Source organism: Pseudarthrobacter sp. TRD_SC_9, from assembly GCF_055361265.1.
This window is the reverse complement of sequence record NZ_CM143956.1, coordinates 3,432,869-3,454,760: the sequence shown is the minus strand read 5'-3', so window position 1 is coordinate 3,454,760 and position 21,892 is coordinate 3,432,869. Positions and strand designations below refer to the sequence as shown.

The 21,892-nt window shown below is 63.1% G+C and carries 20 protein-coding genes; 7 read left to right on the top strand and 13 right to left on the bottom strand.

Annotated features, from left to right (window positions below):
* Positions 1-25: 25 nt before the first annotated feature.
* The 5 genes from urtB to ACWA13_RS16200 all read left to right on the top strand — a co-directional run bounded on the left by urtB (position 26) and on the right by ACWA13_RS16200 (position 4,277).
* Positions 26-910 (top strand): urea ABC transporter permease subunit UrtB, encoded by an 885-nt coding sequence (gene urtB, locus ACWA13_RS16220; RefSeq protein ID WP_463935248.1) that lies wholly within the window; start codon positions 26-28, stop codon positions 908-910.
* Positions 907-2,073: an urea ABC transporter permease subunit UrtC gene (gene urtC, locus ACWA13_RS16215; RefSeq protein ID WP_463935247.1), complete on the top strand. Its 1,167-nt coding sequence runs from the start codon at positions 907-909 to the stop codon at positions 2,071-2,073. Before urtB ends, urtC begins: the two co-directional genes overlap by 4 nt.
* Positions 2,070-2,918 carry an urea ABC transporter ATP-binding protein UrtD gene (gene urtD / locus ACWA13_RS16210; protein ID WP_463935245.1) on the top strand — a complete coding sequence of 283 codons (849 nt, stop codon included), beginning with the start codon at positions 2,070-2,072 and terminating at the stop codon, positions 2,916-2,918. The genes urtC and urtD overlap by 4 nt, the downstream gene beginning before the upstream one ends.
* Complete coding sequence (urtE, locus tag ACWA13_RS16205) at positions 2,905-3,597, top strand: urea ABC transporter ATP-binding subunit UrtE (protein WP_463935244.1); 693 nt, start codon at positions 2,905-2,907, stop codon at positions 3,595-3,597. The genes urtD and urtE overlap by 14 nt, the downstream gene beginning before the upstream one ends.
* Before the next feature lie 86 nt (positions 3,598-3,683).
* Positions 3,684-4,277 (top strand): histidine phosphatase family protein, encoded by a 594-nt coding sequence (locus ACWA13_RS16200; RefSeq protein WP_463935242.1) that lies wholly within the window; start codon positions 3,684-3,686, stop codon positions 4,275-4,277.
* Between the two features lie 27 nt (positions 4,278-4,304).
* Here the strand turns inward: ACWA13_RS16200 and ACWA13_RS16195 are convergent, their stop codons facing one another.
* The 6 genes from ACWA13_RS16195 to ACWA13_RS16170 form a co-directional block, all read right to left on the bottom strand.
* Positions 4,305-5,819 (bottom strand): DUF5129 domain-containing protein, encoded by a 1,515-nt coding sequence (locus tag ACWA13_RS16195; protein ID WP_463935240.1) that lies wholly within the window; start codon positions 5,817-5,819, stop codon positions 4,305-4,307.
* A 110-nt stretch (positions 5,820-5,929) separates the two neighbouring features.
* Positions 5,930-7,198 (bottom strand): DUF3500 domain-containing protein, encoded by a 1,269-nt coding sequence (locus ACWA13_RS16190; RefSeq protein WP_463935238.1) that lies wholly within the window; start codon positions 7,196-7,198, stop codon positions 5,930-5,932.
* A 191-nt stretch (positions 7,199-7,389) separates the two neighbouring features.
* Positions 7,390-7,956, bottom strand: a complete 567-nt coding sequence (locus ACWA13_RS16185) for a hypothetical protein (protein ID WP_463935236.1) — start codon at positions 7,954-7,956, stop codon at positions 7,390-7,392.
* A 175-nt stretch (positions 7,957-8,131) separates the two neighbouring features.
* Positions 8,132-9,610 (bottom strand): sensor histidine kinase, encoded by a 1,479-nt coding sequence (locus ACWA13_RS16180; RefSeq protein WP_463935234.1) that lies wholly within the window; start codon positions 9,608-9,610, stop codon positions 8,132-8,134.
* A complete protein-coding gene (locus ACWA13_RS16175; protein WP_463937956.1) occupies positions 9,607-10,356 on the bottom strand; it encodes a response regulator transcription factor in 750 nt (249 codons plus the stop codon). Before ACWA13_RS16175 ends, ACWA13_RS16180 begins: the two co-directional genes overlap by 4 nt.
* A 125-nt stretch (positions 10,357-10,481) precedes the next feature.
* Positions 10,482-10,739 (bottom strand): hypothetical protein, encoded by a 258-nt coding sequence (locus tag ACWA13_RS16170; protein WP_463935232.1) that lies wholly within the window; start codon positions 10,737-10,739, stop codon positions 10,482-10,484.
* A 271-nt stretch (positions 10,740-11,010) separates the two neighbouring features.
* Here ACWA13_RS16170 and ACWA13_RS16165 point away from each other — a divergent pair, with 271 nt between their 5' ends.
* Positions 11,011-11,979, top strand: coding sequence for an intradiol ring-cleavage dioxygenase (locus ACWA13_RS16165; RefSeq protein WP_463935230.1), 969 nt, complete (start codon positions 11,011-11,013; stop codon positions 11,977-11,979).
* A gap of 214 nt (positions 11,980-12,193) precedes the next feature.
* Here ACWA13_RS16165 and ACWA13_RS16160 read toward each other — a convergent pair whose 3' ends face one another.
* The 6 genes from ACWA13_RS16160 to ACWA13_RS16135 are packed head-to-tail and all read right to left on the bottom strand — an operon-like array spanning position 12,194 to position 18,638.
* On the bottom strand, positions 12,194-13,015 hold the full coding sequence (locus tag ACWA13_RS16160) for an HpcH/HpaI aldolase family protein (RefSeq protein WP_463935228.1): 822 nt from the start codon (positions 13,013-13,015) through the stop codon (positions 12,194-12,196).
* The gene (gene hpaH / locus ACWA13_RS16155; protein WP_463935226.1) at positions 13,000-13,785 is read right to left on the bottom strand and encodes a 2-oxo-hept-4-ene-1,7-dioate hydratase; all 786 of its coding nucleotides are present in this window, start codon (positions 13,783-13,785) and stop codon (positions 13,000-13,002) included. The genes ACWA13_RS16160 and hpaH overlap by 16 nt, the downstream gene beginning before the upstream one ends.
* Before the next feature lie 2 nt (positions 13,786-13,787).
* Positions 13,788-14,885, bottom strand: a complete 1,098-nt coding sequence (hpaD, locus tag ACWA13_RS16150) for a 3,4-dihydroxyphenylacetate 2,3-dioxygenase (protein WP_463935224.1) — start codon at positions 14,883-14,885, stop codon at positions 13,788-13,790.
* Positions 14,886-14,925: 40 nt separating this feature from the next.
* Positions 14,926-16,479 carry a 5-carboxymethyl-2-hydroxymuconate semialdehyde dehydrogenase gene (gene hpaE / locus ACWA13_RS16145; protein ID WP_463935223.1) on the bottom strand — a complete coding sequence of 518 codons (1,554 nt, stop codon included), beginning with the start codon at positions 16,477-16,479 and terminating at the stop codon, positions 14,926-14,928.
* Positions 16,480-16,489: 10 nt separating this feature from the next.
* The gene (locus ACWA13_RS16140; RefSeq protein ID WP_463935222.1) at positions 16,490-17,179 is read right to left on the bottom strand and encodes a GntR family transcriptional regulator; all 690 of its coding nucleotides are present in this window, start codon (positions 17,177-17,179) and stop codon (positions 16,490-16,492) included.
* Positions 17,172-18,638 carry a fumarylacetoacetate hydrolase family protein gene (locus ACWA13_RS16135; protein ID WP_463935220.1) on the bottom strand — a complete coding sequence of 489 codons (1,467 nt, stop codon included), beginning with the start codon at positions 18,636-18,638 and terminating at the stop codon, positions 17,172-17,174. Before ACWA13_RS16135 ends, ACWA13_RS16140 begins: the two co-directional genes overlap by 8 nt.
* A 220-nt stretch (positions 18,639-18,858) precedes the next feature.
* Here ACWA13_RS16135 and ACWA13_RS16130 point away from each other — a divergent pair, with 220 nt between their 5' ends.
* Positions 18,859-20,796 (top strand): FAD-binding monooxygenase, encoded by a 1,938-nt coding sequence (locus ACWA13_RS16130; RefSeq protein ID WP_463935219.1) that lies wholly within the window; start codon positions 18,859-18,861, stop codon positions 20,794-20,796.
* Positions 20,797-20,853: 57 nt separating this feature from the next.
* On the opposite strand, the gene ACWA13_RS16125 is transcribed toward ACWA13_RS16130, so the two are convergent.
* Positions 20,854-21,270, bottom strand: a complete 417-nt coding sequence (locus tag ACWA13_RS16125; RefSeq protein WP_463935218.1) for a hypothetical protein — start codon at positions 21,268-21,270, stop codon at positions 20,854-20,856.
* Positions 21,271-21,892: the final 622 nt, after the last annotated feature.

Below are 21,892 nucleotides of genomic sequence, written 5' to 3'. Positions count from 1 at the left end.
CTTCCCGGAAGAAAGGCCTCCCGGAATGGAACTCCTGATAGGGCAGATGTTCGCCGGACTCAGTCTTGGCTCGGTGCTGCTGCTTGCAGCCCTGGGACTCTCGCTGACCTTCGGCCAAATGGGCGTCATCAACATGGCACACGGCGAATTCATGATGGCTGGCGCCTACACAGCCTTTGTGGTGCAGCAGAGCATCGCCGATGCGGGCGTCTCACTGCTGGTTTCCATTCCGGTGGGCTTCCTGGTGGGAGGTTTGCTGGGGCTGGTGCTGGAAGCGGTCCTGCTGCGCCGCATGTACCACCGGCCGCTGGACACTTTGCTGGTGACCTTCGGGGTGGCATTGATCCTCCAGCAGGCCGCGCGGGACATTTTCGGGGCCCCCAGCGTTGACGTCCGGGCACCGGGGTGGCTGCAAGGCAACATCGAAATGCTTGGCGCGCCGCTTCCGCTCACCCGGCTGTTCATCCTCCTGCTTTCGCTGTTCTGCCTGGCGGTCCTGGCCCTGCTGCTGAAGGCCACTCCGTTGGGACGGCGCATCCGGGCGGTAGTGCTGAACCGCGACCTGGCGGAAACCAGCGGCATCTCCAGCCGGCGGACGGACCAGCTCACGTTCTTCATCGGCTCTGGCCTGGCGGGGATCGCCGGTGTGGCGGTCACTCTGATCGGCTCCACCAGCCCGTACCTCGGAACCAACTACATCGTTGACGCTTTCCTGGTGGTGGTGGCAGGCGGCATCGGCCAGATCAAGGGTGCTGTCATCGCGGCCTTCACACTGGGCGTCCTGCAGTCCGTCTTTGAATACTCGACGACGGCGAGCATCGGCAAGGTGCTCATCCTGCTGGTGATTGTGGTGTTCCTGCAGCTCCGGCCGCAGGGCATCTTCAGCCTCAAGACAAGGAGCCTGGCATGATCGCCTTGCTACGCGGCCTACGCGGCCTACGCGGCCCGCGCGGAACGGCAGTTGGCTTCATCGTGGGTGCGCTGCTCCTGCTGGTGGCCGCCCCGGCCCTGCTGTCCACCTTTAATCTCGGCCTGCTGGGGAAGTTCCTCTGCTTCGCGATTGTGGCGGTCGGCATCGGACTGGCCTGGGGGCGAGGCGGCATGCTGACGCTCGGCCAAGGTGTGTTCTTCGGCCTCGGTGCCTACATCATGGCCATGCACATGAAACTGGCCGATGCCTCGCTCTTTGGCGGTTCCGGCGTACCGGACTTCATGGCGCTGTACGGCAGCGGCCAGGTCCCCGGCTGGTGGGAACCGTTCCGCAGCCCGGTGGTGACCATTGCCGCCGTCGTACTGGTTCCGGGCCTGGTGGCACTCATCCTGGGCCTGGCAATCTTCAAACGCCGAGTCAAAGGCGCCTACTTTGCGATCCTCAGCCAGGCGCTGGCGGCGGCGTTTGCCGTCTTCCTGATCGGCCAGCAAGCCACCACGGGCGGCTCAAACGGGCTCAACGGCTTCAGGTCCTTTTTCGGTTACGACCTGCAGGATCCCGGTAACAAGGTGATGCTGTACCTCATCGCCGCCGTTGTCCTGCTGCTTTCCATCGCGGTGGCGCGGCAGCTGATGTACAGCCGCTTCGGCGAACTGCTGGTGGCCGTCCGCGACCAGGAGGAACGGGTACGCTTCCTTGGCTACGATCCGGCCACCATCAAAACCGTGGTGTACGTGGTGGCAGCCGTGATGGCCGGCATCGCAGGGGCGCTGTTTGTACCGATCGTGGGCATCATTTCGCCGGCAGATGTAGGCGTTATCCCGTCCATTGCGTTCCTGATCGGCGTGGCAATCGGCGGCCGCTCCACTCTGTTGGGTCCTGTGCTGGGAGCCATCGGTGTTGCCGCGGCGCAGTCCGGCCTGTCCTCCACTTTCCCGTCGTTCTGGGTCTACTTCCAGGGCCTGCTGTTCGTCCTGGTAGTCGGCTTTATGCCCGGCGGGTTGGCATCGCTGCCCGGGCTGGTGGGCCGTTGGCGGGGTGAGGGACGCAGCACAAAGGAAAGCCCGACGGCGGCACCTCCCGGTCCTGCCGGCGGCGCCACCACCAACCTGGAACCTGTACCGGAAGAGGTCAGCCGATGACGGCAACAACCATGCTCCCCGAAGGCGAACCGCGCGCCGGTGGCCTCCGCGGCCGGCCAAAGTACCTCGAAGTGCGGGGCCTGTCCGTGTCCTTCGACGGTTTCCTTGCCGTGGACAACGTAGACCTGGACGTCATCCAGGGTGACCTCCGGTTCCTGATCGGTCCCAATGGCGCCGGCAAAACCACAGTCATCGACGCCATCACGGGTCTGGTTCCTGCTACAGGTTCCGTGAACCACACGGGCAAGGAGATCCTGGGCCGCAAGGTGCACCAAATCGCCAAACTCGGAGTGGGGCGCACCTTCCAGACCGCCAGCGTGTTTGAAAACCTCTCCGTGCTGCAAAACCTGGATATCGCAGCAGGATCCGGCCGTACGGCGCGGCAAATGCTGCGCCGGCGGAAGGCCGTGGAGCCGGCAGTCGCCGAAGCGCTGGAAATTATCGGCCTGGAAGACCTGGCAGACAAGCAGGCCGGCATCCTGGCCCATGGCCAGAAACAGTGGCTGGAGATCGGCATGCTCCTGGTTCAGAACTCGGACCTGCTTCTTTTGGATGAGCCCATCGCGGGAATGAGCCAGGACGAGCGGGAACAGACCGGCCAGTTGCTCCGCCGCATCGCGGCCAGTCGAATTACTTTGGTGATCGAACATGACATGGACTTTGTCCGCGAGTACGCCACCTCGGTGACAGTACTGGCTGCCGGAAAAGTCCTCAGCGAAGGAAGCGTTGCACAGGTGCAGGCGGACAAAAAGGTGCAGGACGTTTACCTGGGCACCACAGCCTCCACGGCCACCACCACCACACCAGAACGTCAGGAAGGGACGGCCACTGATGCTGGAAATTAGCGGACTGCAAACAGGGTACGGGCGCACCCAGGTGATCTCCGGAGTTGACCTCACAGTGCCGAACGGCAGCGTGGTCTCCATCCTGGGCCACAACGGCGCCGGCAAAACCACCCTGCTGCGTGCCGTCGTCGGACTTCTCAAACCCAGCCGCGGGACCATAAAACTGGACGGCGAGGACCTGGCCGGGCTGCGGCCGCACCAGCGGGTTGCCCGCGGGATGGCCTACGTCCCGCAGGGCCAGCAGTCGTTCGGGCAGCTCAGTGCTTTGGAAAATCTGCAGCTGGTGGCGGACGGACGCAAAAACGGCGGCGAACGTGTGGCCGAGGCGCTGGACATGTTCCCTGCCCTCAAACCGCTGCTGTCCCGCCGAGCCGGACTGCTGTCCGGCGGCCAGCGGCAACAGCTGGCCATTGCCCGGGCGCTGATTACCCAGCCCACGCTCCTGATCCTGGACGAACCCACCGAAGGCATCCAGCCCAACGTGGTTGCAGAGATCGAAGCGACCATCATCAAGCTGTCCCAGCGCAGCGGGATGCGCGTGCTCCTGGTGGAACAGCACATCGGCTTCGCGCTGCAGGCAGCGGACAGCTACTGCGTGCTCGCCGCGGGGAGGGTCTCCTCCACGGGCCGGGGTGGTGCGGACTCTGCCGCGACGGTCCGCGACGCGATGCTGATCTAGCACGGATGCTGTTCTCTCTCTGCGGAGATGTCTGTGATTCATTCGACAGGAATCCGGGGAGGACACACGCGCCGCCATGGACAACAATGGAAGGCATGACCCTCACCACTTTCGCCCTCGTCCGCCATGGCCAAACCGACTGGAACGCGCAGCGACGCCTGCAGGGAACCACTGACATCCCCCTAAATGACGTCGGTCGCGGCCAGGCCCGGGACGCCGTGGCCGCCCTTTCGGGGTACGAATGGGACGCCGTAGTGTCCTCGCCGCTTAGCCGGGCTGCGGAAACTGCTGACATCATCGCCGAAGGCCTTGGCCTTGCCGTGACCAGGCGCCTGGCGGACCTCAGGGAGCGCAGCTACGGGGAAGCTGAGGGAATGCAGGACGGCCCCGAGCTGGACGCCCTGCGTCTCCCCGGCGGTTTCCTGGGGGCAGAAAGTGAGGAGAGCGCCGCCTCCCGTGGCCTGTCAGCGTTGGAGACGCTGGCCAAGGAATTTCCGGGCCAGCGCGTGCTGGTGGTGGCCCATGGTTCACTCATCCGGCTGACGCTCAACATGGCGCTCGGCCAAACGCTGGACAGCGTGGACAATGCCGTGCTCAACCTGGCCCACCACCACGTCACTGACGGCTGGCAGCTCGAGTACTTCAACGGCGCACGCCTGACGGCTGACGTGCAGGCCTGAGTAACTTTTCCGGACATCCCTGGGGCGTCAGAACCTGGACGAGCTGCCAGATCCTGAAAAGCTGCCGCCACTGGAGCCATAACCAGTGCTGCTCCCGGACGAGGACGAGGACCGGGAGGATGCCACGGCATCTCGGCCGGCGTCCACACCTCCACTGAAGCCAACCACGGAGACTATCGGCATCCTGGGGTAGGCGATGTCCACGATGCTGCCTCTGTAACGTTTGGTGTGCCACTGGTTCCTGGCGGTTTCGTCCATCTTTTCGCGCATCAGTTCCGCTTCCCGCTGTGTTCGAGTATTGGCGGTGATAACGGCGTCGGCGTGCTGTTCCAGGAGGGCGGCGATTTTCTCCCGCTCTGCCTTGAGCCCGTCAAGCGCCGCGTCCGGGGTAACGGTGCGGCTGTCCAGACCGGCTTCAAAGGCGGCTATCCGTGTCAGGGCCGCAGCCGAATGGGCCCGCAGGGCTGCGGCAGTTTCGGGGCTGCCTTTGGTGCTGCCGCGCTTGAGCATCCCGTCCACTTCGCTGTGCTCTGCCACCAGATCGGCGCTCTGGTTCCGCCAGGCCTCCCGCCAGGATGAGTGAAGGTTCAGCAGGGCGTTGGAGTCTGCGATGGCGTCGTCTAGACCGTCAAGTTCTGTTGTCACCTGCTGGAACTCTACGGCTCTGTTCACGTTGGCCTTGACGGACCGTTCTTTGGATCCCAGGGCACCCAGGAGTTCGCGTTGCCTGGTTGCGTCATGCAGTCGGGCAGACAAGGTATGCCACTTCTCAAGCACCTGTGAGCCGTAGGTGGAGTCAGCGGGGATGGTCGAGGCGTTCACCTCGGTTTCATCCAGGCGGAGGGTAACGGAGGCATACGATCGGTCACCGGCGTCGAGTGCTTCCTGGAACTTGCGCCGGTTTCCTGCACGGATGCCGGCGCGGATTCCGAATCCGGCAAGGAGGCCGGCCGCCCCGATTCCGCTAGCCCACAGGGTGCCCGGGTGAAGGTACCAGGGCCTGCCGATGCGGGACGCGGCTGAACGCACGGCGGCCAGTGTTCCGTCCGTCCACTGGGCCTCCCGGAACAGATCCTTGCCGTCCTCCTGGATGGCTTCCTGATCATCCAGCGGGACCTTCCGGTCCTCGCCAAAGTAGGTACCAACCTGGCGTCCGGTGCTGTCCAGCGCGAAGACAAACAGTCCGTCAGCCCACTTCTGGCCGTCCGGACTGAGCCACTCGGGATGTTCGGCGCGCGCGTAGCGGAGTACTTCCTCATTGAGGTTGTCGCTGGAGCGGCCGGCCCTGGTGAAGACCGCAACTTTAGTCGGCTGATAGAAGGAGATTTCTGCCAGGGCAGGCTGGAGTTGCGGCAGATACAGCGCGCCGGCAGTATCCTCCACCACCACCTCCGAGGGTGGCTCTGCCCGGGCGGCCTCCGCCGTGACCAGCATCGGAACCAGACACAATACGACGGCGAGCAGCAGCATCGGGATCAGGGCTGCGGTTTGACGGAAGGTGCGGGCAGCCGTGGCGGCAGCTGTAACGGCTGTTGTTTTCATTTTCCCCCGGGAATGCGTGGATCGGTCTGTAAGCGACAGCCTAGTTGCACTGAAGGGCGCAGTGGACCCGGATACTTGGGCCCGAATGGCCCTGTTTTGTTGGTTGCCTATCATCCGTTGGGCGGTGTGCCGCCGGGGGTGCCCATGCCGCCGCCCATCGTGCCGGTGCCTTCTTCCTGCATGACGCTGCCGGCGTAGTCGTTGGTGGGATCCCGGTAGATGCTGTGGATGTGGCCCCATCCGCCGGTAACGACACCGGTGACGTCAGCGCCTGCTGATCCTTGCTGGTTGGAGAATTCGATGAAGACGTTGGGTCCGGAGATCTGGAAGTAGATGCCGTCTCCCTGGTTCATGTCGAAGACGGTGGCCCCGGACCAGTTGATGTAAGTCTCATCGAGGGTCGCCTCGATTGCGGTGAGGGCGTCAGCGGTGGTTTGCTCGTCAGCAAGTCCGACCCAGTTCGCGATGACGTCGAGCAGGAGCTGCTTTTGGTCGTCCGTGAGGTCGGAGCCGGCGAGCCCTGTCCCAATGGGGTAGTCGCACGTGCCGCCGGGGGCGCAGGTCAGGTTGGAGACCTGTGTGCCCTGGTAGAGCGCGGCCTGCTGTTGAGCGTCAAGGCTTTCATAGAACGCAAATGCGGTCTCGTACATCCCCGCCGACGGCTGGACTTCGATACCGTCAGCGGCGGTGTAGACGGCGGGTTGGGAGCCGAGGTGCGTGGGGGCGAACGTAATGGCATCAGTGCTGCCGTCGAGTGTGGCGTTGATGCCGAGGTGGTGCCCGCCGAACTGAACCTCCCACGCGCTGGTGTCGGAGGGGTCGCCGAAGAACGCAATGTAGTACTGGCCGAGCGAAGCCTCGGGGCTCGTGCTGTTTTCCAGCAGATACTGGTCGCCGTCCATGATCCCGGTGACTTCCGCGTAGGCGTCATCACTGAGCAGCGACTCGAGGACGGCCAGAGCCGCAGTCTGCTGTTCCTCCGTGAGGTCAGCCAGGTTAACCCCGGCCCGTTCTACGAAGGTCACGGGGAAGTTGGACCAGGAGGTGGTCTTGGCAGCGTCGTCGTAGGCGTACAACGTCTGTTGCTTCTGCTCTGTTGTGAGGGTGGCGTAGAACGCTGCCGCCGCGGTTGCGGTGTTCGTGATAGTTTCCGCCGTCGTCGTCGCGCCAACCGTGTTCCCGTCCGCCGGCGCGGTCACTCCAACGGCAGCGCTTGCGGTTGCTGGTGACTCGGCAACGGCTGAGGCGCCGGTGCCGATAGTGGAGGAGTCGGTGGCCGTGCTGCAGGCGGCGAGGGAACCTGCAAGTGTGAGAGCGGCGACCGACGACGCGAAGCTCATCCAGAACCGGCGCATGGGGGAAAGAGTTGAAGTAGTCATAGGAAGAGTCAATAGCCTGACCCTGTTCCTGAATTAGCCTGCGCCTGTGACCTGCCTGTGAGCTGGACACCGTCCATCGAGGAAGCTCCCGTGCGTCGTCAATCTGCTGAACAGTTGCAGCGCTAAGGAGGCCCCTGCGTAACAGGGGCCTCCTTCATGCTGGTGGTGCTGGTGGTGGGCTGCTGGAACTGTTAGCCGCGTCCTCCGCCGCCAAGTAGGCCGAGTTCAACCGCCTTGGCGGCACCGTCGGCCTCGGCCCGTGTGAGGGAACCTTCGGTGACTGCAGCGTCGAGGCGTTCCTGCACTGCCGCCGTGCGTTCGGCTTGCTTTTCGGCTTTCAGCTCGTCGATTGCGGTCTGGATGGTTACCTCGTCCAGTCCGAGAGAGGCGGCAAGTGATGCGGTGAGCGATGCTTCCATCGCTTCGCGGTCGGGCTTCTCGTCTGTTCCGGTGCCGGAGGCCTTGGCTGCGTCCCTGGCTGCCTGGAGCGCGTCACTGACTGAGGTCTCGTCGACGCCGAGCTTTGTGGCGAGGTCCGCAGCGTTGACCCCACCCACGGGTCCGTGGCCGCCCCGCCCTTCCGTCATACCGTCGCCCCTGGTTCCGATGCCGTTGGGGGATTCGGCGGTGGCGGACGACGACGCGGAAGGAGCCGGCGTCGTGGTGGTAGCCCAGGCCATTCCGGTCGCCCCAAGGCTGACTCCCAGTGCAACAGCAGCTGTGCTGGCCCCGAGTGCGATCTTTTTTCCGTTCAACATTATTAGTGATCCTCGTTCTGCCGCTGAGCGGCGTTGTGGTCGTAGTCCTGGTTGGTGGACTGGAACCAGCATTGAACGGCAAGGTAAGCGGCTGCTGTCGCGAACCTGTTCCCTTACTGTGAAATACAGCAGATTTCTGTGCTTACGAGCTGGAGCCCGCACGAACCTGCTGGCACTAGGAGGCCGGAAGCTCCACCCGGAACTCAGTGGCGCCCGGCTTACTGGTCACACTGATGGTTCCACCATTGGCCTGCACGAGAGCCTGGACGATCGCCAGCCCGAGGCCTGTGCTTCCGGTTTTCGCCGAACGCGCGGCATCACCCCTGCTGAATCGCATAAAAATGGTGCCCAGGAAAGCGGGATCGATGCCCGGACCCGTGTCCGTAACGCATATGCGTGCTATGCCATCTTCAAGGCTGAGCGCGGTAGCGATCGCGGTGCCGGGCGGCGTGTGTTTGGTGGCGTTGGACAGCAGGTTGATGAGCACCTGCCGGATTTCAGCCTCCACGGCCCGCATCTCGACCGGTTCATCCGGCAGGTCCAGGCTCCAGTAGTACCCGGGCGCGGCAACCCGTGCGTCACTGGTCGTCTCGATCACGAGCTCCGTGAGGTCGACATCGGAAACTTCTCCGCGTTGCCCTTCGTCGAGGCGCGCGAGGAGCAGGAGGTCCTCGACAAGGGATGACATTCGTTTGGATTCGCTGTCCACCCGATCAAGCGCCAAGCGGCCGGCGGGGCTCACTTCCTCGTTGATCAGGACCAGCTCGGTGTATCCCCGGATGGACGTCAGGGGTGTGCGGAGTTCATGGCTCGCGTCTGCGACAAACTGGCGGACCTTCATCTCACTTGCGTACCGCATCCGCAAAGCGCTGGTCACATGGTCGATCATGTCGTTCAGAGCGAGTCCGACCGTGCCGACCTCGGTCCCTGGTTGTGCGGCTGCCGGGGGAACGCGAACAGGGATGGCAACTTCCCCCGCTGACAGCGGGAGTTGCGAGACGGCCGTCGCGGCAGCGGACAGTTCCTCGAGCGGGCGCAGGGACCTGCGGATGATCACGGTGCCTGCGACGCCGGTCAAGGCCAAACCCGCTAGAGAGAGACCCGCAACTGTAATATTCAGGGAGGCAAGAGTGCTGTCGCGCTCGGCCGTGGGCAGGCCTGTGACCAGGACGCTGCCTTCGGCACCCGTCGGCAGATTCGCAGCATCAACCCGGTAATGTCCTGAACTGAGGGTCACTTCCTCCGGTCCTGCCACGGGATCTATGCCGGCAAGAAGAGACAGATCCGCTGCGGTGAGCGGCATAGTGCTGCCATCCTCCTGCACCAGCGCTGAGGCTTGCGCTTCGCCGCCCTCAAATACTGCATTGAGGGTGCCCGGCCGCTGCCCGGCCGCATTCCCGGGATCGAGACCGCGGAGGGGACGCTGGTCGTTGCCCGGCGGCGGCCTGTCGGGGAAACCGGCCCGGCCTGCCGCCGGAGTGAGGGCATTATCGATTTGGGTGGTGAGGTACCTGCTCATGGCAACGTGACTGAAAATGCCAATTGCCAGGCAGATCGCCGTAAGGAGGGCGAGCGTGGCAAAAATCAGTTTGGTGCGCAGGTGCAAAGGCCGTCGCCTGGCAGGTGCCCGAGCGGTGTTTTGGCGCATGGTCATGGAGCGGCGGGTTTAAGGACGTAGCCGGCACCCCGCACGGTGTGGATCATTGGTGTGCGTCCGACGTCGATCTTCTTGCGGAGGTACGAGATATAGAGCTCGACGATGTTGGCCTGGCCGCCAAAATCGTAGTTCCACACGTTGTCGAGTATCTGGGATTTGCTGACAACGCGCCGTGGGTTCTCCATCAGGTAGCGGAGCAGTTCCCACTGGGTTGAGGTCAGGGCGATGTCCTCACCGCCACGCGTAACTTCGCGGGTGTCGACGTTCATTACGAGGTCCCCGACCACGAGCTCGGCGGAGTCCGATGCAGCGACGCCCGAGCGCTGCACGAGCCTGTGCAGGCGCAGCAAGAGCTCTTCCATGCTGAACGGCTTGGTGACGTAATCGTCCCCTCCGGCAGAAAGGCCGGAAATGCGGTCCTGAACGGCGTCCTTGGCAGTAAGGAACAGCGCCGGCACCTCCGGGGCGAAGGCGCGGATCTTCCGCAGCGCCTCGATGCCGTTCACACCCGGCATCATCACATCGAGGACCAGGACATCAGGGCGGAAGTCACGGGCCGCAGAAACCGCACTGAGCCCGTCATGTGCCGTCGTCACGCTCCACCCGGCCATGCGCAAGCCCATGCTGACGAGTTCTGCGAGGCTTGTCTCGTCATCGACCACGAGGGCCCTGATGGGGGTGCCGTCCGGGTGCGCGAGACGGGGCAGATTGTTGGTCATCGAGTGGTGCGAGGCGTCAGCCATCATGTCTTCCTAGGTGTTTTCCTGCGTGGCGGCGCAAGCCGGATTCTGTTTGTGGCCTTGCGATCCAGTATCGCGCACCAGGCCAGCTCAGCAGTGCTTGGCTTATGCTGTTGATGAAGCCCCTGTCAGGCCTGCATTGGATCCGCGGCGTCGCGATCGAGAAGTCCGCTCGTGTCCGGACGCCGGATGATGGCCTGTTGCGTGGGGACTGTGGCTGCAATGGCGACGGCCGTGCTTGTCGAACCTGCGGGGACGGCAGCCGTAACTCCGGCTGGACCAAAAGCCGTGGTGCCGAGGACTGCGGCCAGCATCATGGCTCCGATGGCTGCCCGGAATCCCGTGCGTCCGGTGCTTAGATTGGGGGTAGGGCGGTAGGTAATCATTGTGGCCTCCTTAATGGGCTGTCTTCCTCAACTCTGATGCCTGTCCTTAGCTCCCCGCTTTCAGTTAGCTGTGCAGCTGCTGTGCAGGAACCCGGGAATTAGGCGGGACTGCGGCAGAATCACGGCAGTGCTTCCGTTCGAATGTGTAAGGGCGCCTCTCTGGAGGTTCAATATTGAACGTTCTTAGGTGCCGCACAGCTTCGCCATAGCTCCGTCATTGCCTTGTCGTTGACGCTGGAACTATCCGCCCAACCAGCCAAGCGAGGACCACATGAGCAAGATCCCAGAACCTGAATACACCCCGAACGGCCCGACATATGAAGGCCGACTGCTGGACCGCATTAACGAGGAGGTTGTCGATCAGGGCGTGTCCTTTGATATCGGCACTTTGGTGAGCCGTCGCTCCATGATGGGAATCTTCGGGGCCGGCATGGGAGCCCTTGCCCTTGCTGCCTGCTCAACAACCGCTACGGGGAGAACCGCTACCCCAAGTGCGACGGCCAGTGCAGCCGCGGCTTTGGCTGAGGTTCCTGATGAAACCGCCGGCCCGTACCCGGGTGATGGATCCAACGGCGCGGATGTTCTGGAAAACGCGGGCATTGTCCGCAGTGACATCCGCTCCAGCATCGATGGCGGTACGACGGCTGCCGGTGTGCCGACGACACTGACTCTCACCATTTTGAACATGGCCGATGGCAATGTTCCCTTCGCCAACGCTGCCGTCTATGTGTGGCACTGCGATGCCGCGGGTGGGTACTCGATGTACTCAGAAGGCATCGAGAGCGAAACCTACCTCCGCGGAGTGCAGGTCGCCGACAACGACGGAAGGGTAACGTTCACGTCAATATTCCCGGCCTGCTACACCGGCCGCTGGCCGCATATCCACTTCGAGGTTTACCCCACAGTAGACGAGATCACAGATTCCACGAACGCTATCGCTACTTCCCAGGTTGCCTTGCCCCAGGACGTGAGCGAGACGGTGTACTCCCTCTCCGGTTACAAGGGTTCCACCGCAAACCTCTCCGATGTAAGCCTGGAATCGGACAACGTTTTCAGCGATGACAACGGTGCCCTGCAACTCGCGACGGTGACAGGAAATGCATCGTCGGGCTATCAGGTTGATCTGACGGTAGCGATCGATACCACCACCACGCCCAGCGCTGGCGCCGCACCGGGCGGCGGCATGGGCGGCGGGGGTACCCCTCCGAATGGCGCCACTCCAGCCGCACCAACCGGCTGATAACGGGGCCGGTCGGAGACCGGACGGACTGGAAAGAGTTGGCGGCTGGAACAGACGGGGCGCTGCAGGCTGCCTGCAGCGCCCTTCTCGTTTGGGGTGTTAGCCGTTCCACGGTGAGACGTTTGACGGTGTCGGCGGAGAATTTGATGATCGCTTTGCCGGCCGCGGTGGAGCCGCTGAAGGGGTGACTGTCATGCGAATCCTTAAGAAAGTGTCAGTAGCTGTCGGGAGTTTGGCCGTCGGTGGGCGGGATGTACTGCGCGGCGAGGGCTTCCGAACCGCGCGCCAGTAGGGCGACGTCGGCTCCGACGAGGATGAAGTCGGCGCCATTGTCCAGGTAGTGTTTTGCGGTGCTTGGGTTGAAGGCATTCACGCCGGCGGGTTTGCCTGTGGCTTTGGCAACTGAAAGGCAGTGTTCGACGGCGGCGCGCACCTCGGGGTGTTCCTGCTGTCCCAGGAGCCCCATCGAGGCAGCGAGGTCGGAGGGTCCGATGAAAATGGCATCTACGCCGTCGACAGCAAGAATGTCGGCTACAGCCTCGACGGCGGCCGTCGACTCGATCTGTACGGTGACGCTGATGGTTTCGCTGGCGCGGGCAAGGTAGTCGGGAACGCGGTTCCAGCGAGCGGCACGCGCCAAAGCCGATCCAACGCCACGGACCCCCTGGGGTGGATACCGGGTGGCGGCCACGGCAGCTTTCGCCTCCGCCACCGAGTGAACCATAGGGATGATCAGGTTTTGCACGCCAAGGTCCAGGTACTGCTTGATCACCACCACGTCGTTCACTGGCGGCCGGACCAGGGTGTGGACCGGATAGCCGTTGATGGCCTGAAGCTGGGCCAGTATGGATTCGAGCCCGTTGGGACTGTGCTCGGCGTCAACCAGAAGCCAGTCCAGGCCTGATCCGGCGCACAGTTCGGCCACCAATGGGCTGCCCGAGCAGACCCACATGCCCGCCAGCGGACGGCCGTCTTGACCTGTCTGCTCGCGCAGTGCGTCGCGGAACGTGGCCGGCGCGTTTAAGTGAATTGGCATGTGACAGCTCCCAGCGGTCCGTAGTCGGCGTGGACGGTATCACCCTTGTATACCCACATTGGCCGGGTGAAGGAGCCGGCCAGGATGATGTCGCCGGCTTTCATGCTGTCCCCGTGGGCAGCAATCTTGTTGGCCAGCCAATGCACCCCATTCGCGGGGTGATCCAGCACGCCGGCGGCGACGCCGGTTTCCTCCACGGTCTGGTTCTTGTAGAGGATGGCCGAGACCCACCGGAGGTCCACTGCGTCTGGCTTCACGGGCCGGCCGCCAATCACCATGGCGCCCATGGCGGCGTTGTCAGCGATGGTATCCACTATGGTCCGGCCCTCCATCTCGATCCGGGAATCCAAAATCTCAAGAGCCGGGACCACGTAGTCCGTGGCGTTGAGGACGTCAAAGATGGTGCAGCCAGGGCCTTTGAGCCCAGCCTTCAGGACAAAGGCCAGCTCCACCTCCACGCGCGGATGCGTGTACTGGTCCCATTGAACCGTGCAGCCGGTTTCCAGCACCATGTCATCGAATATGGCGCCATAGTCCGGTTCAGTGATGCCCGTGGCCGCCTGCATTGCCCGGGAGGTGAGGCCGATTTTCCGGCCTATGAGAGTGCGGCCGGCCTCTTCATTCCGTCGGCGCCACAGCTTCTGCACGGCGTAGGAGTCCTCTACGGTCATGTCCGGGTAGCGGGCTGTCAGGCGCGGGACCGGAGTGCGGCTCCGGCCGGCTTCCAGTAGCTCGTCCGCGATGGCTTCAATCGTGTTCTCATCCAGCATGGCTAGAGCTGCGCTCCCAGCTTGAAACCTTCGACGGCGCCACCCGGCGCGCCGCCGTCGTCGTCGTTCCTGCGGGTGTAACTGAAGCCGTCGGCACCCACGGTGACAGCCATTTCGCTCTTTTCCTCCCGCACAGTGACCGGCTGCGGGTTGCCGTCCAGGTCCAGGACCAGGGAGGCTTCCGTGTACCAGGACGGGACCACCGGGTTGCCCCACCAGTCACGGCGCTGATTGTCGTGCACATCCCAGGTGATGGTGGGGTTGTCCGGATCGCCGGTGTAGTAGTCCTGCGTATAGATCTCGATGCGGTGATCGTCCGGGTCAAGGATGTAGAGGTAGAACGCGTTGGACACGCCGTGGCGGCCCGGGCCACGCTCGATGCGGTCGCTGATGCGCAGGGCACCCATCTTGTCGCAGATCTGGATGATGTTGTGCTTCTCATGGGTAGCGAATGCGACGTGGTGCATCCGCGGTCCGTTGCCGCCGGTGAGGGCGGTGTCGTGGACGGTCTGCTTGCGGTGCATCCACGCCGCGTATGTCACGCCGTCGGAGTCCTGGATGTCTTCGGAGACGCGGAAGCCGAGGTCCTCCAGGTACTTGCGGCCCCGGGGAACGTCCGGGGTGACCTGGTTGAAGTGGTCCAGGCGTACCAGTTCACCCGCGGAGTAGAGGTCGTAGCGCTGGGTAAGGCGTTCCACGTGCTCAACGTCATAGAAGAACTCGTAAGGGAAGCCCAGCGGGTCCTCCACCCGGACAGAGTCACCGATGCCCTTGGTGAAGCCTTCCTTGCGGCGCTCGGTCCGGCAGCCCATTTCCTTGTAGTAGGCCTCGGCGGCGTCCACCTCCGCCGGGGATTTGACCCGGTAAGCGAACGCCGCGACGGCCGCGACCGGGCCCTTGCGAAGCACAAGGTTGTGGTGGATGAACTCTTCAAGCGAGCGCAGGTAGATGTTGTTTTCATCCTCTTCGGTGACATGCAGGCCCAGGAGGTCCACGTAAAAGGCGCGGGACCTGGCGAGGTCGGTGACCACGATTTCCATGTAGGCACAGCGGACGATGTCCGGAGCCGGAACCGACGGGGTGGGTACAAAGTTCGTCATGGTCTTCTCTCTTCGTTGAGCAGTATTGGCGGAGGGCCGTTTAGCCTTCGTTGGCAGCGGCGGCTTCGATGCTGCCGAATTTAGGCGTGTGGACCGTTCCGAGCGTGATGTGCACGGCCTGCTGGTCGGTATAGAAATCGATGGAGCGGTAACCGCCTTCGTGGCCCAGGCCGGAGGCCTTGACGCCGCCGAACGGGGTACGTAGATCGCGGACGTTGTGGCTGTTCAGCCATACCATGCCGGCCTCCACGTTCTGGGAAAAGTTATGGGCACGGTTCAGGTTCGAGGTCCAGATGTAGGCAGCCAGGCCGTACCTGGTGTTGTTCGCCAGGGCGAGTGCTTCGTCGTCGTTATCGAAAGGGGTGATGGCGACGACGGGGCCGAAAATCTCCTCCTGGAAGATGCGGGCATCGGGGGAGACGTCGGCGAAAACCGTGGGAGCGATGTAGTTGCTGTTGTTAAGCCCTGCGGGCAGGTTCTCGGGGCGGCCGCCGCCGGCGAGCAGCCTGCCTTCGGACTTGCCGATTTCGACGTAGGAGGCCACCTTCTTGTAGTGCTCGGGGTGGACCAGGGCGCCGACCTCGGTCTTGGGGTCGTGCGGGTCGCCGACCACGATGTTCTTGGCCCGGGCGGCATACTTTTCGCAGAACTCGTCGTAAACGGCCCGCTCCACCAGGATGCGGGAGCCCGCTGTGCAGCGCTCGCCGTTGAGGGAGAAAACTCCGAACAGCGCGGAGTCGATGGCGGCATCCACGTCTGCGTCGGCAAAGACGACGCAGGGGGACTTTCCGCCCAGTTCCATGGACAGGCCTTTGAGGTTGGCCGCGGCGTTCCGGAAGATGGTTTGACCGGTGGTGGTCTCGCCGGTGAAGGAGATGAGCGGTACGTCGGGGTGCTTGACCAGCGCGTCGCCTGCCTCCTCACCGAGGCCGTTGACCAGGTTGAAGACGCCGTCCGGGAGCCCGGCGTCCTTGAAGATGGTGGCCCACAGCGACGCCGACAGCGGCGTGAACTCGGCCGGCTTGAGGACTACGGTGTTGCCGGTGGCCAGGGCCGGGGCCAGTTTCCAGGACTCCAGCATAAAAGGCGTGTTCCACGGCGTGATCAGACCTGCGACGCCGATCGGCTTCCGGTTCACGTAGTTGATCTGGGAGCCCGGGACCTTCATGGCATCGTCGAACTGGGCCACAATCAGATCCGCGAAGAAGCGGAAGTTCTCTGCCGCCCGCAGTGCCTGTCCCTTGGCCTGGGTAATCGGCAGCCCGGTATCAAAGGTTTCCAGTTCGGCCAGGCGGGCCTCCTGCGCTTCAACGGCGTCGGCAATTTTGTTGAGCACCCGGGCACGTTCGCGGGGCTTCATCCTGGGCCATGGGCCGTTGACAAAGGCGCCCCGGGCCGCGGCCACCGCGAGGTCGATGTCTTCTTTCTGGCCGGCGGCGGCGGTGGCGTAGTTCTGATTGGAGACCGGATCCAGGACGTCGAAGGTCTGGCCGCCCACGGAATCAACGAATTCGCCGTTGATGTAGTGCTGGATGTGGGCAGGCAGGTCCTGGGGAACGTAGCGCTCTTTGGTTTCTTCAGCAGTGAACGTCATTGTTGTTTCCTTACTTCTGCGCAGTGCTTTGGGCGAGGTAGGCGTCCAGGGTGGCGGAGCGGTGCCGGCGAGCGGCCTTTTCGATCTGGTCCGCATTGGCCCCGGACTCAATCAGCCGGAGCAGCGCTTCGTGTTCGTCCACGGAGTCGTGGGCGCGGCCGGGGACAAACCGGAACGTGGAGGACCGCAGCGATGCGAGCCGGTTCCAGCCCCGGTGCACCAGGTCCAGGATGTGCGGGTTGGGGCAGTGTTCGAACAGGATGCTGTGGAACTCCTGGTTGAGCTGGGTAAAGCGCACCGGGTTGAAGTGTTCCAGGCAGTCGCGCATCTCTGCGTTGACTCCGCGGGCCCGGGCAATGTCCACCGCACCGATAAGCGGCGCGGACAGTGCTGTGGCCGCGCCTTCCACGATGCTCAGTGTCTGCATCGTGTAGAGGTACTCGGTGGGGTCGATCCCGGCAACCGTTGCTCCGACGTTGCGTTCAAACCTGACCAGGCCTTCGGCCTCGAGCCTGCGGATGGCCTCGCGGACCGGAACCACGCTGAACCCGAGGTCTTTGGCGATGCTGTTGAGGACCAACCGGTAACCGGGGGTGTAGGTGCCCGCTACTATCCGCGCTTTAACTTCGGAATAGGCCTGCTCGGACTTGCTTCCGGCGGCAGCCGGGGCTGCGGAGAGGTTAACTGCAGTTTCAGGCATCGGCTTTGCCTTCTTCCCACTCCTTGAACCGGACCTGCCATTGCGCGTTCATGGGGTAAAGGCCGTCAACACTGTTGCCCTGCTTCACCATCTCGAAAATGAAGGTTTCTTCCTTCTCCTGCTGGATGCAGTCATCCACCAGTTCCTCGGCGATGGCAGGCGGTATCACCAGGATGCCGTCTGAGTCGGCCACGATGATGTCCCCGGGCTGCACTGTGGCGCCACCGCAGGCGATGGTGATGTCAGTGTCCCAAGGAACGTGGCGGCGGCCCAGGACTGCAGGGTGCGGATTGGCGAAATATGTGGGCATATCAAGACCGGCTACGGCCGTGTAATCACGGACACCGCCGTCGGTAATGATGGCAGCGGCTCCACGGACCTGCGCGCGGAGGGCCAGAATGTCTCCTACGGTTCCGGTGCCCTTTTCGCCGCGGGCCTCCATCACCAGGATTTCGCCCTCGTTGACGGAGTCGATGGCTTTCTTCTGGGCGTTGAAGCCGCCGCCGTGGGTTGTGAAAAGGTCCTCGCGGTTGGGGACGTAGCGAAGGGTCCGGGCCAGGCCGACGACGCGGCGGTCCGGGCGGGTGGCCTGCAGGCCATCAATGCTGACGTTGTTCAACCCGCGCTTGCGCATCTGCGAGGACAGGGTGGCGGTTGCAACGCTTTCGAGCTTACCCTTCAGTTCAGGGGTAAGGACACCGGCCGGCTCAGGGAGTCCTGCAGCCTTGCGGGACCCGTAGGCTTCTTCCCGCTGGGTGTCATCCACCTTGGGCCCCGCACCAAAGTCCGCGAACGGCGTCGTACCTTCCTCCACAGTGGTGGCCAGGCGCCCGGTGCTGATGGCACCGTCAACCGTTGCCACTTCGACTTCGAGGACATCGCCCGGCTTGGCGACGGAGGCGCCTGCGGGGGTACCGGTGAGGATGATGTCGCCCTCTTCGAGGGTGAGCAGCTGGGAAAGATCGGCCACCAGCCGTGCGAACGGGAAGAGCAGGTCCGCGGTGGTGTCGTCCTGGACCAGTTCTCCGTTGTGCCAAGTGCGGATGCGTAGCTGGGAAGGGTCGACGGCGTCTGCCGGAATCAGTGCCGGGCCTAGGGGGGTGAAGCCATCGCCGCCCTTGGACCGGACGTTTGAACCCTTGTCCGCATAACGGAGGTCATACACCCCAAGGTCATTACTGGCGGTAACGGCGGCTACATGGCTCCAGGCGTTCTCGAGGCTGACCCGGCGGGCAGTCTTGCCTATCACGAGGGCAATCTCACCCTCGTAACCAAGAAGCTCGCAGCCGGCCGGCCGCTCGACTGCGTTGCCGGTCAGGGCCAATGAGGATGGCGGCTTCAAGAAGTAGGAGGGCTGCGCGGGAGTCCGGCCGCGCTGCGCCGCTCGGCTGGGGTAGTTGATGTGCACAGCTATAACCTTGCGGGCCGAGGCCAACGTACGGTCGGTGACCTGTTGCAAGCGATCCTCCTCATCGAGTACGAAATCGTATACGAATTACTATGGGCCTGGTCGTCCTGCTTCGTCAACCCCGATCCTGGGCTGAGAATTTGGCTCTTGTAGTCCGCATCACACCTGGCGTACAGTATTTGCCTGAGCTCAAAGTTTCGAATATCGAAACGTCTGTTCGATTATTGAACACTCCTAGACATGGAAACCCACAGTGAAGTGAGGAAACCGCGTGCAATTCCACCACCACGGTTACGTATCAGGTGATCCTAGAGTCCAGCCTGCCGCGGGTGTCGGTATTGATCGGGCCGAAGAGCTCCCCGACGCGGTTGACGTTCTCATTGTGGGCACCGGTCCTGCCGGAATGCTCGCCGCTGCGCAGCTGTCTCGCTTTCCCAATGTCAGCACGCGCATCATCGAGCGGCGCTCCGGCCGGCTGGCCATCGGGCAGGCCGACGGCATTCAGGCCCGGAGCGTCGAGACGTTCCAGGCCTTCGGTTTCGCGGAACGGATCATCGCCGAAGCCTACGCCATAACCGAAATGGCCTTCTGGAAGCCAGAGCCAAACAATCCGTCACACATCGTCCGGACGGCCCGTACCCCCGATGACCCTGAAGGCATCAGCGAGTTCCCGCACCTGATCGTCAACCAGGCCCGTGTGCTGGACTACTTCGCCGAGTACATGGCAAACGCACCCACCCGGATGCGCCCCGACTATGGGTACGAGTTCCTTTCGCTCAGCGTCGCGGACGGGGAGGAATACCCCGTGTCCGTGACCCTGCTGCACACAGCCGGCCCGAAAGAAGGGCAGGAACGGGTGGTTCGGGCCAAGTATGTGGTGGGTGCGGACGGTGCCCACAGCAAGGTCCGCGCGTCGATCGGATGCACCATGGCCGGGGACCACGCGAACCATGCATGGGGTGTTATGGATGCACTGGCTGTCACCGACTTCCCGGACATCCGGACCAAATGCGCCATCCAATCCGGTTCCGGCGGCAGCATCCTGCTGATCCCGCGTGAGGGTGGCCACCTGTTCCGCATGTACGTTGACCTCGGAGAAGTGGATCCCAAGAATAAGGGCGCAGTCCGCAACACCACCATCGAGGAAATCATCCACAAGGCCAACGAGATCCTCCATCCCTACACCCTGGACGTCCGCAACGTGGCGTGGCACAGCGTCTACGAGGTGGGGCACCGGCTCACAGACCGCTTCGACGACGTCCTGCCGGAGGACCGCGGTCAGCGTACCCCCCGGGTCTTCATCACAGGCGACGCCTGCCACACCCACAGCGCTAAGGCCGGGCAGGGAATGAACGTGTCCATGCAGGACGGGTTCAACATCGCCTGGAAGCTGGGCCACGTGCTGGAGGGCCGCAGCCCGGAAAGCCTGCTGTCCACCTACTCCGAGGAGCGCCAGGTTGTTGCCAGGAACCTGATCGACTTCGATAAGCAGTGGTCCACCTTGATGGCCAAGCGGCCGGAGGAGTTCGAGGATCCTACCGAGCTGGAAAATTTCTACGTCAGCACGGCCGAGTTTCCTGCGGGCTTTATGACCCAGTACGCTCAGTCCCTCGTTATGGGCAGCGCCGATCATCAGGACCTGGCCAGCGGTTTTCCGGTAGGTAAGCGCTTCAAGTCCGCTCCGGTGGTCCGCGTGGCTGACACGAATCCGGTGCACCTTGGCCATCATGCGACTGCGGATGGCCGCTGGCGGATCTATGTGTTCGCTGATTCCGCCCGCCCCGCTAAACGGCAGGAGGGTTCAGGGCAGGCAGTTCCTTCTGCGACGGAGCTGTTTGCCGAGTGGATCATGGAGTCTCCCGAGTCGCCGTTGGCCGTGACCCCGGCAGGAGCAGATCCCGATGCCTGGTTCGACGTCAAGGTGATCTATCAGCAGGACCACCACAGCTTCGACATCACCGACGTTCCGGCGACCTTCAGGCCGCAGGTTGGGCCGTTCAAGCTCACCGATTACGAAAAGGTCTACGCCACCAACCCAGCCGCTGACATCTTCGAGCTGCGCGGCCTGGACCGCGGCGGTGTTGTCGTGGTGGTCCGGCCCGATCAGTACGTGGCGAATGTCCTGCCCCTGACAGCGACAGCGGAGTTCGGCGCATTCTTTGCGCCTCTGCTGTCCCATCGTTCTCATCGAGTGCGCACCCAGCCTTGACCTGAACATCGTCAACGCGTTGCTGGCAGCGCGCCGGGCTCTGGGGAAGCGGGTTGGCTATCCATACGGGTTGTTGTAGGTCGAGAGCTGGTACAGGAGGAACGCTACGAGGGCAACGACTATCAGCTGCACGCCCGACATCAGGATGATGATGGTTGTGCTCCAGATACCACCGAACCGGTACCTGCGCCTCGTCGTCAGCCAGACGACCAGGTAGATCAACGAGATCAGGAGCATGATCGGAAAGGCGACGAAGAGAAACGCAATGAGGAAGCTGTAGAAGCCGGAGTTGCCATCCGCGCCCACGCCCGCCAACAGGGAGAGCGGGAGCAGCAGGTAGGAGAGCAGGAGCGCGAGCCTCAACCAGCGGATTAACCGGGGCGGGCGCGGCTTCTCTTCCTGGATCAGTGTCGCCGGACTGGCAGGAGGGGCAATGACGCCGCCTGGTTCGGGTTGGTTCTCGTGGGTTGGCATAGTGCGCTGCTTTCAGGTGATGGAGTAGGGCCTTTGTTATGTCCGAGGCTGCCGGACACCGAACCATCCAGGCAGGCTCGCAGGCCTCACCCCTGGATGCTCCCATGGGCGTCAATTTAAAATGACTGTTCGTTTCTTAGTGCCTTCGATCGTCGTGTGCCTAGGCGATATCCGACACACTGCGTTGGTGCTTGCACGCAACAGTAGAGGACGCAGTCTTTGGGCCCTCGTGGGAGCCTAAGTTAAAATCCATGCTTGATGCGAAACCCTTGCCGATAGTCCGGTCTGGACGGGTCTTGCTTTGCAAGCATTTCTGGCTTTTATCTGAGGATGCAGGTAGGGGGCAACTCCAACGAGGGCAGTGAAATGGCCTATTTGTCTATTCGGTCAGGGCTGTCTCCGACGGTGACCAACACGGTTGGCTGGCAACGTCCGTTCCGACACCTGAGAGGTCACAAAGCATCGGAGCTAAGTATCAAGGATCTCTTTGAGCGCTGAGTCGGCGGTCGGTGATTTCTGCGGCTAGGGACTGATAGCGGGTGGCCAGGGCTTTTAGTGTCAGCAGGCACACGTATTCGGGGTCAGCCAGGTGGCCTGAAGGCCGGGCGCGCTGAAGGGCGGT

Coding starts and splice junctions, on each gene's coding strand:
- urtB (WP_463935248.1), top strand. CDS start 26: ATGGAACTCCTGATAGGGCAGATGTTCGCCGGACTCAGTCTTGGCTCG.
- urtC (WP_463935247.1), top strand. CDS start 907: ATGATCGCCTTGCTACGCGGCCTACGCGGCCTACGCGGCCCGCGCGGA.
- urtD (WP_463935245.1), top strand. CDS start 2,070: ATGACGGCAACAACCATGCTCCCCGAAGGCGAACCGCGCGCCGGTGGC.
- urtE (WP_463935244.1), top strand. CDS start 2,905: ATGCTGGAAATTAGCGGACTGCAAACAGGGTACGGGCGCACCCAGGTG.
- ACWA13_RS16200 (WP_463935242.1), top strand. CDS start 3,684: ATGGAAGGCATGACCCTCACCACTTTCGCCCTCGTCCGCCATGGCCAA.
- ACWA13_RS16195 (WP_463935240.1), bottom strand. CDS start 5,819: ATGAAAACAACAGCCGTTACAGCTGCCGCCACGGCTGCCCGCACCTTC.
- ACWA13_RS16190 (WP_463935238.1), bottom strand. CDS start 7,198: ATGACTACTTCAACTCTTTCCCCCATGCGCCGGTTCTGGATGAGCTTC.
- ACWA13_RS16185 (WP_463935236.1), bottom strand. CDS start 7,956: ATGTTGAACGGAAAAAAGATCGCACTCGGGGCCAGCACAGCTGCTGTT.
- ACWA13_RS16180 (WP_463935234.1), bottom strand. CDS start 9,610: ATGACCATGCGCCAAAACACCGCTCGGGCACCTGCCAGGCGACGGCCT.
- ACWA13_RS16175 (WP_463937956.1), bottom strand. CDS start 10,356: ATGGCTGACGCCTCGCACCACTCGATGACCAACAATCTGCCCCGTCTC.
- ACWA13_RS16170 (WP_463935232.1), bottom strand. CDS start 10,739: ATGATTACCTACCGCCCTACCCCCAATCTAAGCACCGGACGCACGGGA.
- ACWA13_RS16165 (WP_463935230.1), top strand. CDS start 11,011: ATGAGCAAGATCCCAGAACCTGAATACACCCCGAACGGCCCGACATAT.
- ACWA13_RS16160 (WP_463935228.1), bottom strand. CDS start 13,015: ATGCCAATTCACTTAAACGCGCCGGCCACGTTCCGCGACGCACTGCGC.
- hpaH (WP_463935226.1), bottom strand. CDS start 13,785: ATGCTGGATGAGAACACGATTGAAGCCATCGCGGACGAGCTACTGGAA.
- hpaD (WP_463935224.1), bottom strand. CDS start 14,885: ATGACGAACTTTGTACCCACCCCGTCGGTTCCGGCTCCGGACATCGTC.
- hpaE (WP_463935223.1), bottom strand. CDS start 16,479: ATGACGTTCACTGCTGAAGAAACCAAAGAGCGCTACGTTCCCCAGGAC.
- ACWA13_RS16140 (WP_463935222.1), bottom strand. CDS start 17,179: ATGCCTGAAACTGCAGTTAACCTCTCCGCAGCCCCGGCTGCCGCCGGA.
- ACWA13_RS16125 (WP_463935218.1), bottom strand. CDS start 21,270: ATGCCAACCCACGAGAACCAACCCGAACCAGGCGGCGTCATTGCCCCT.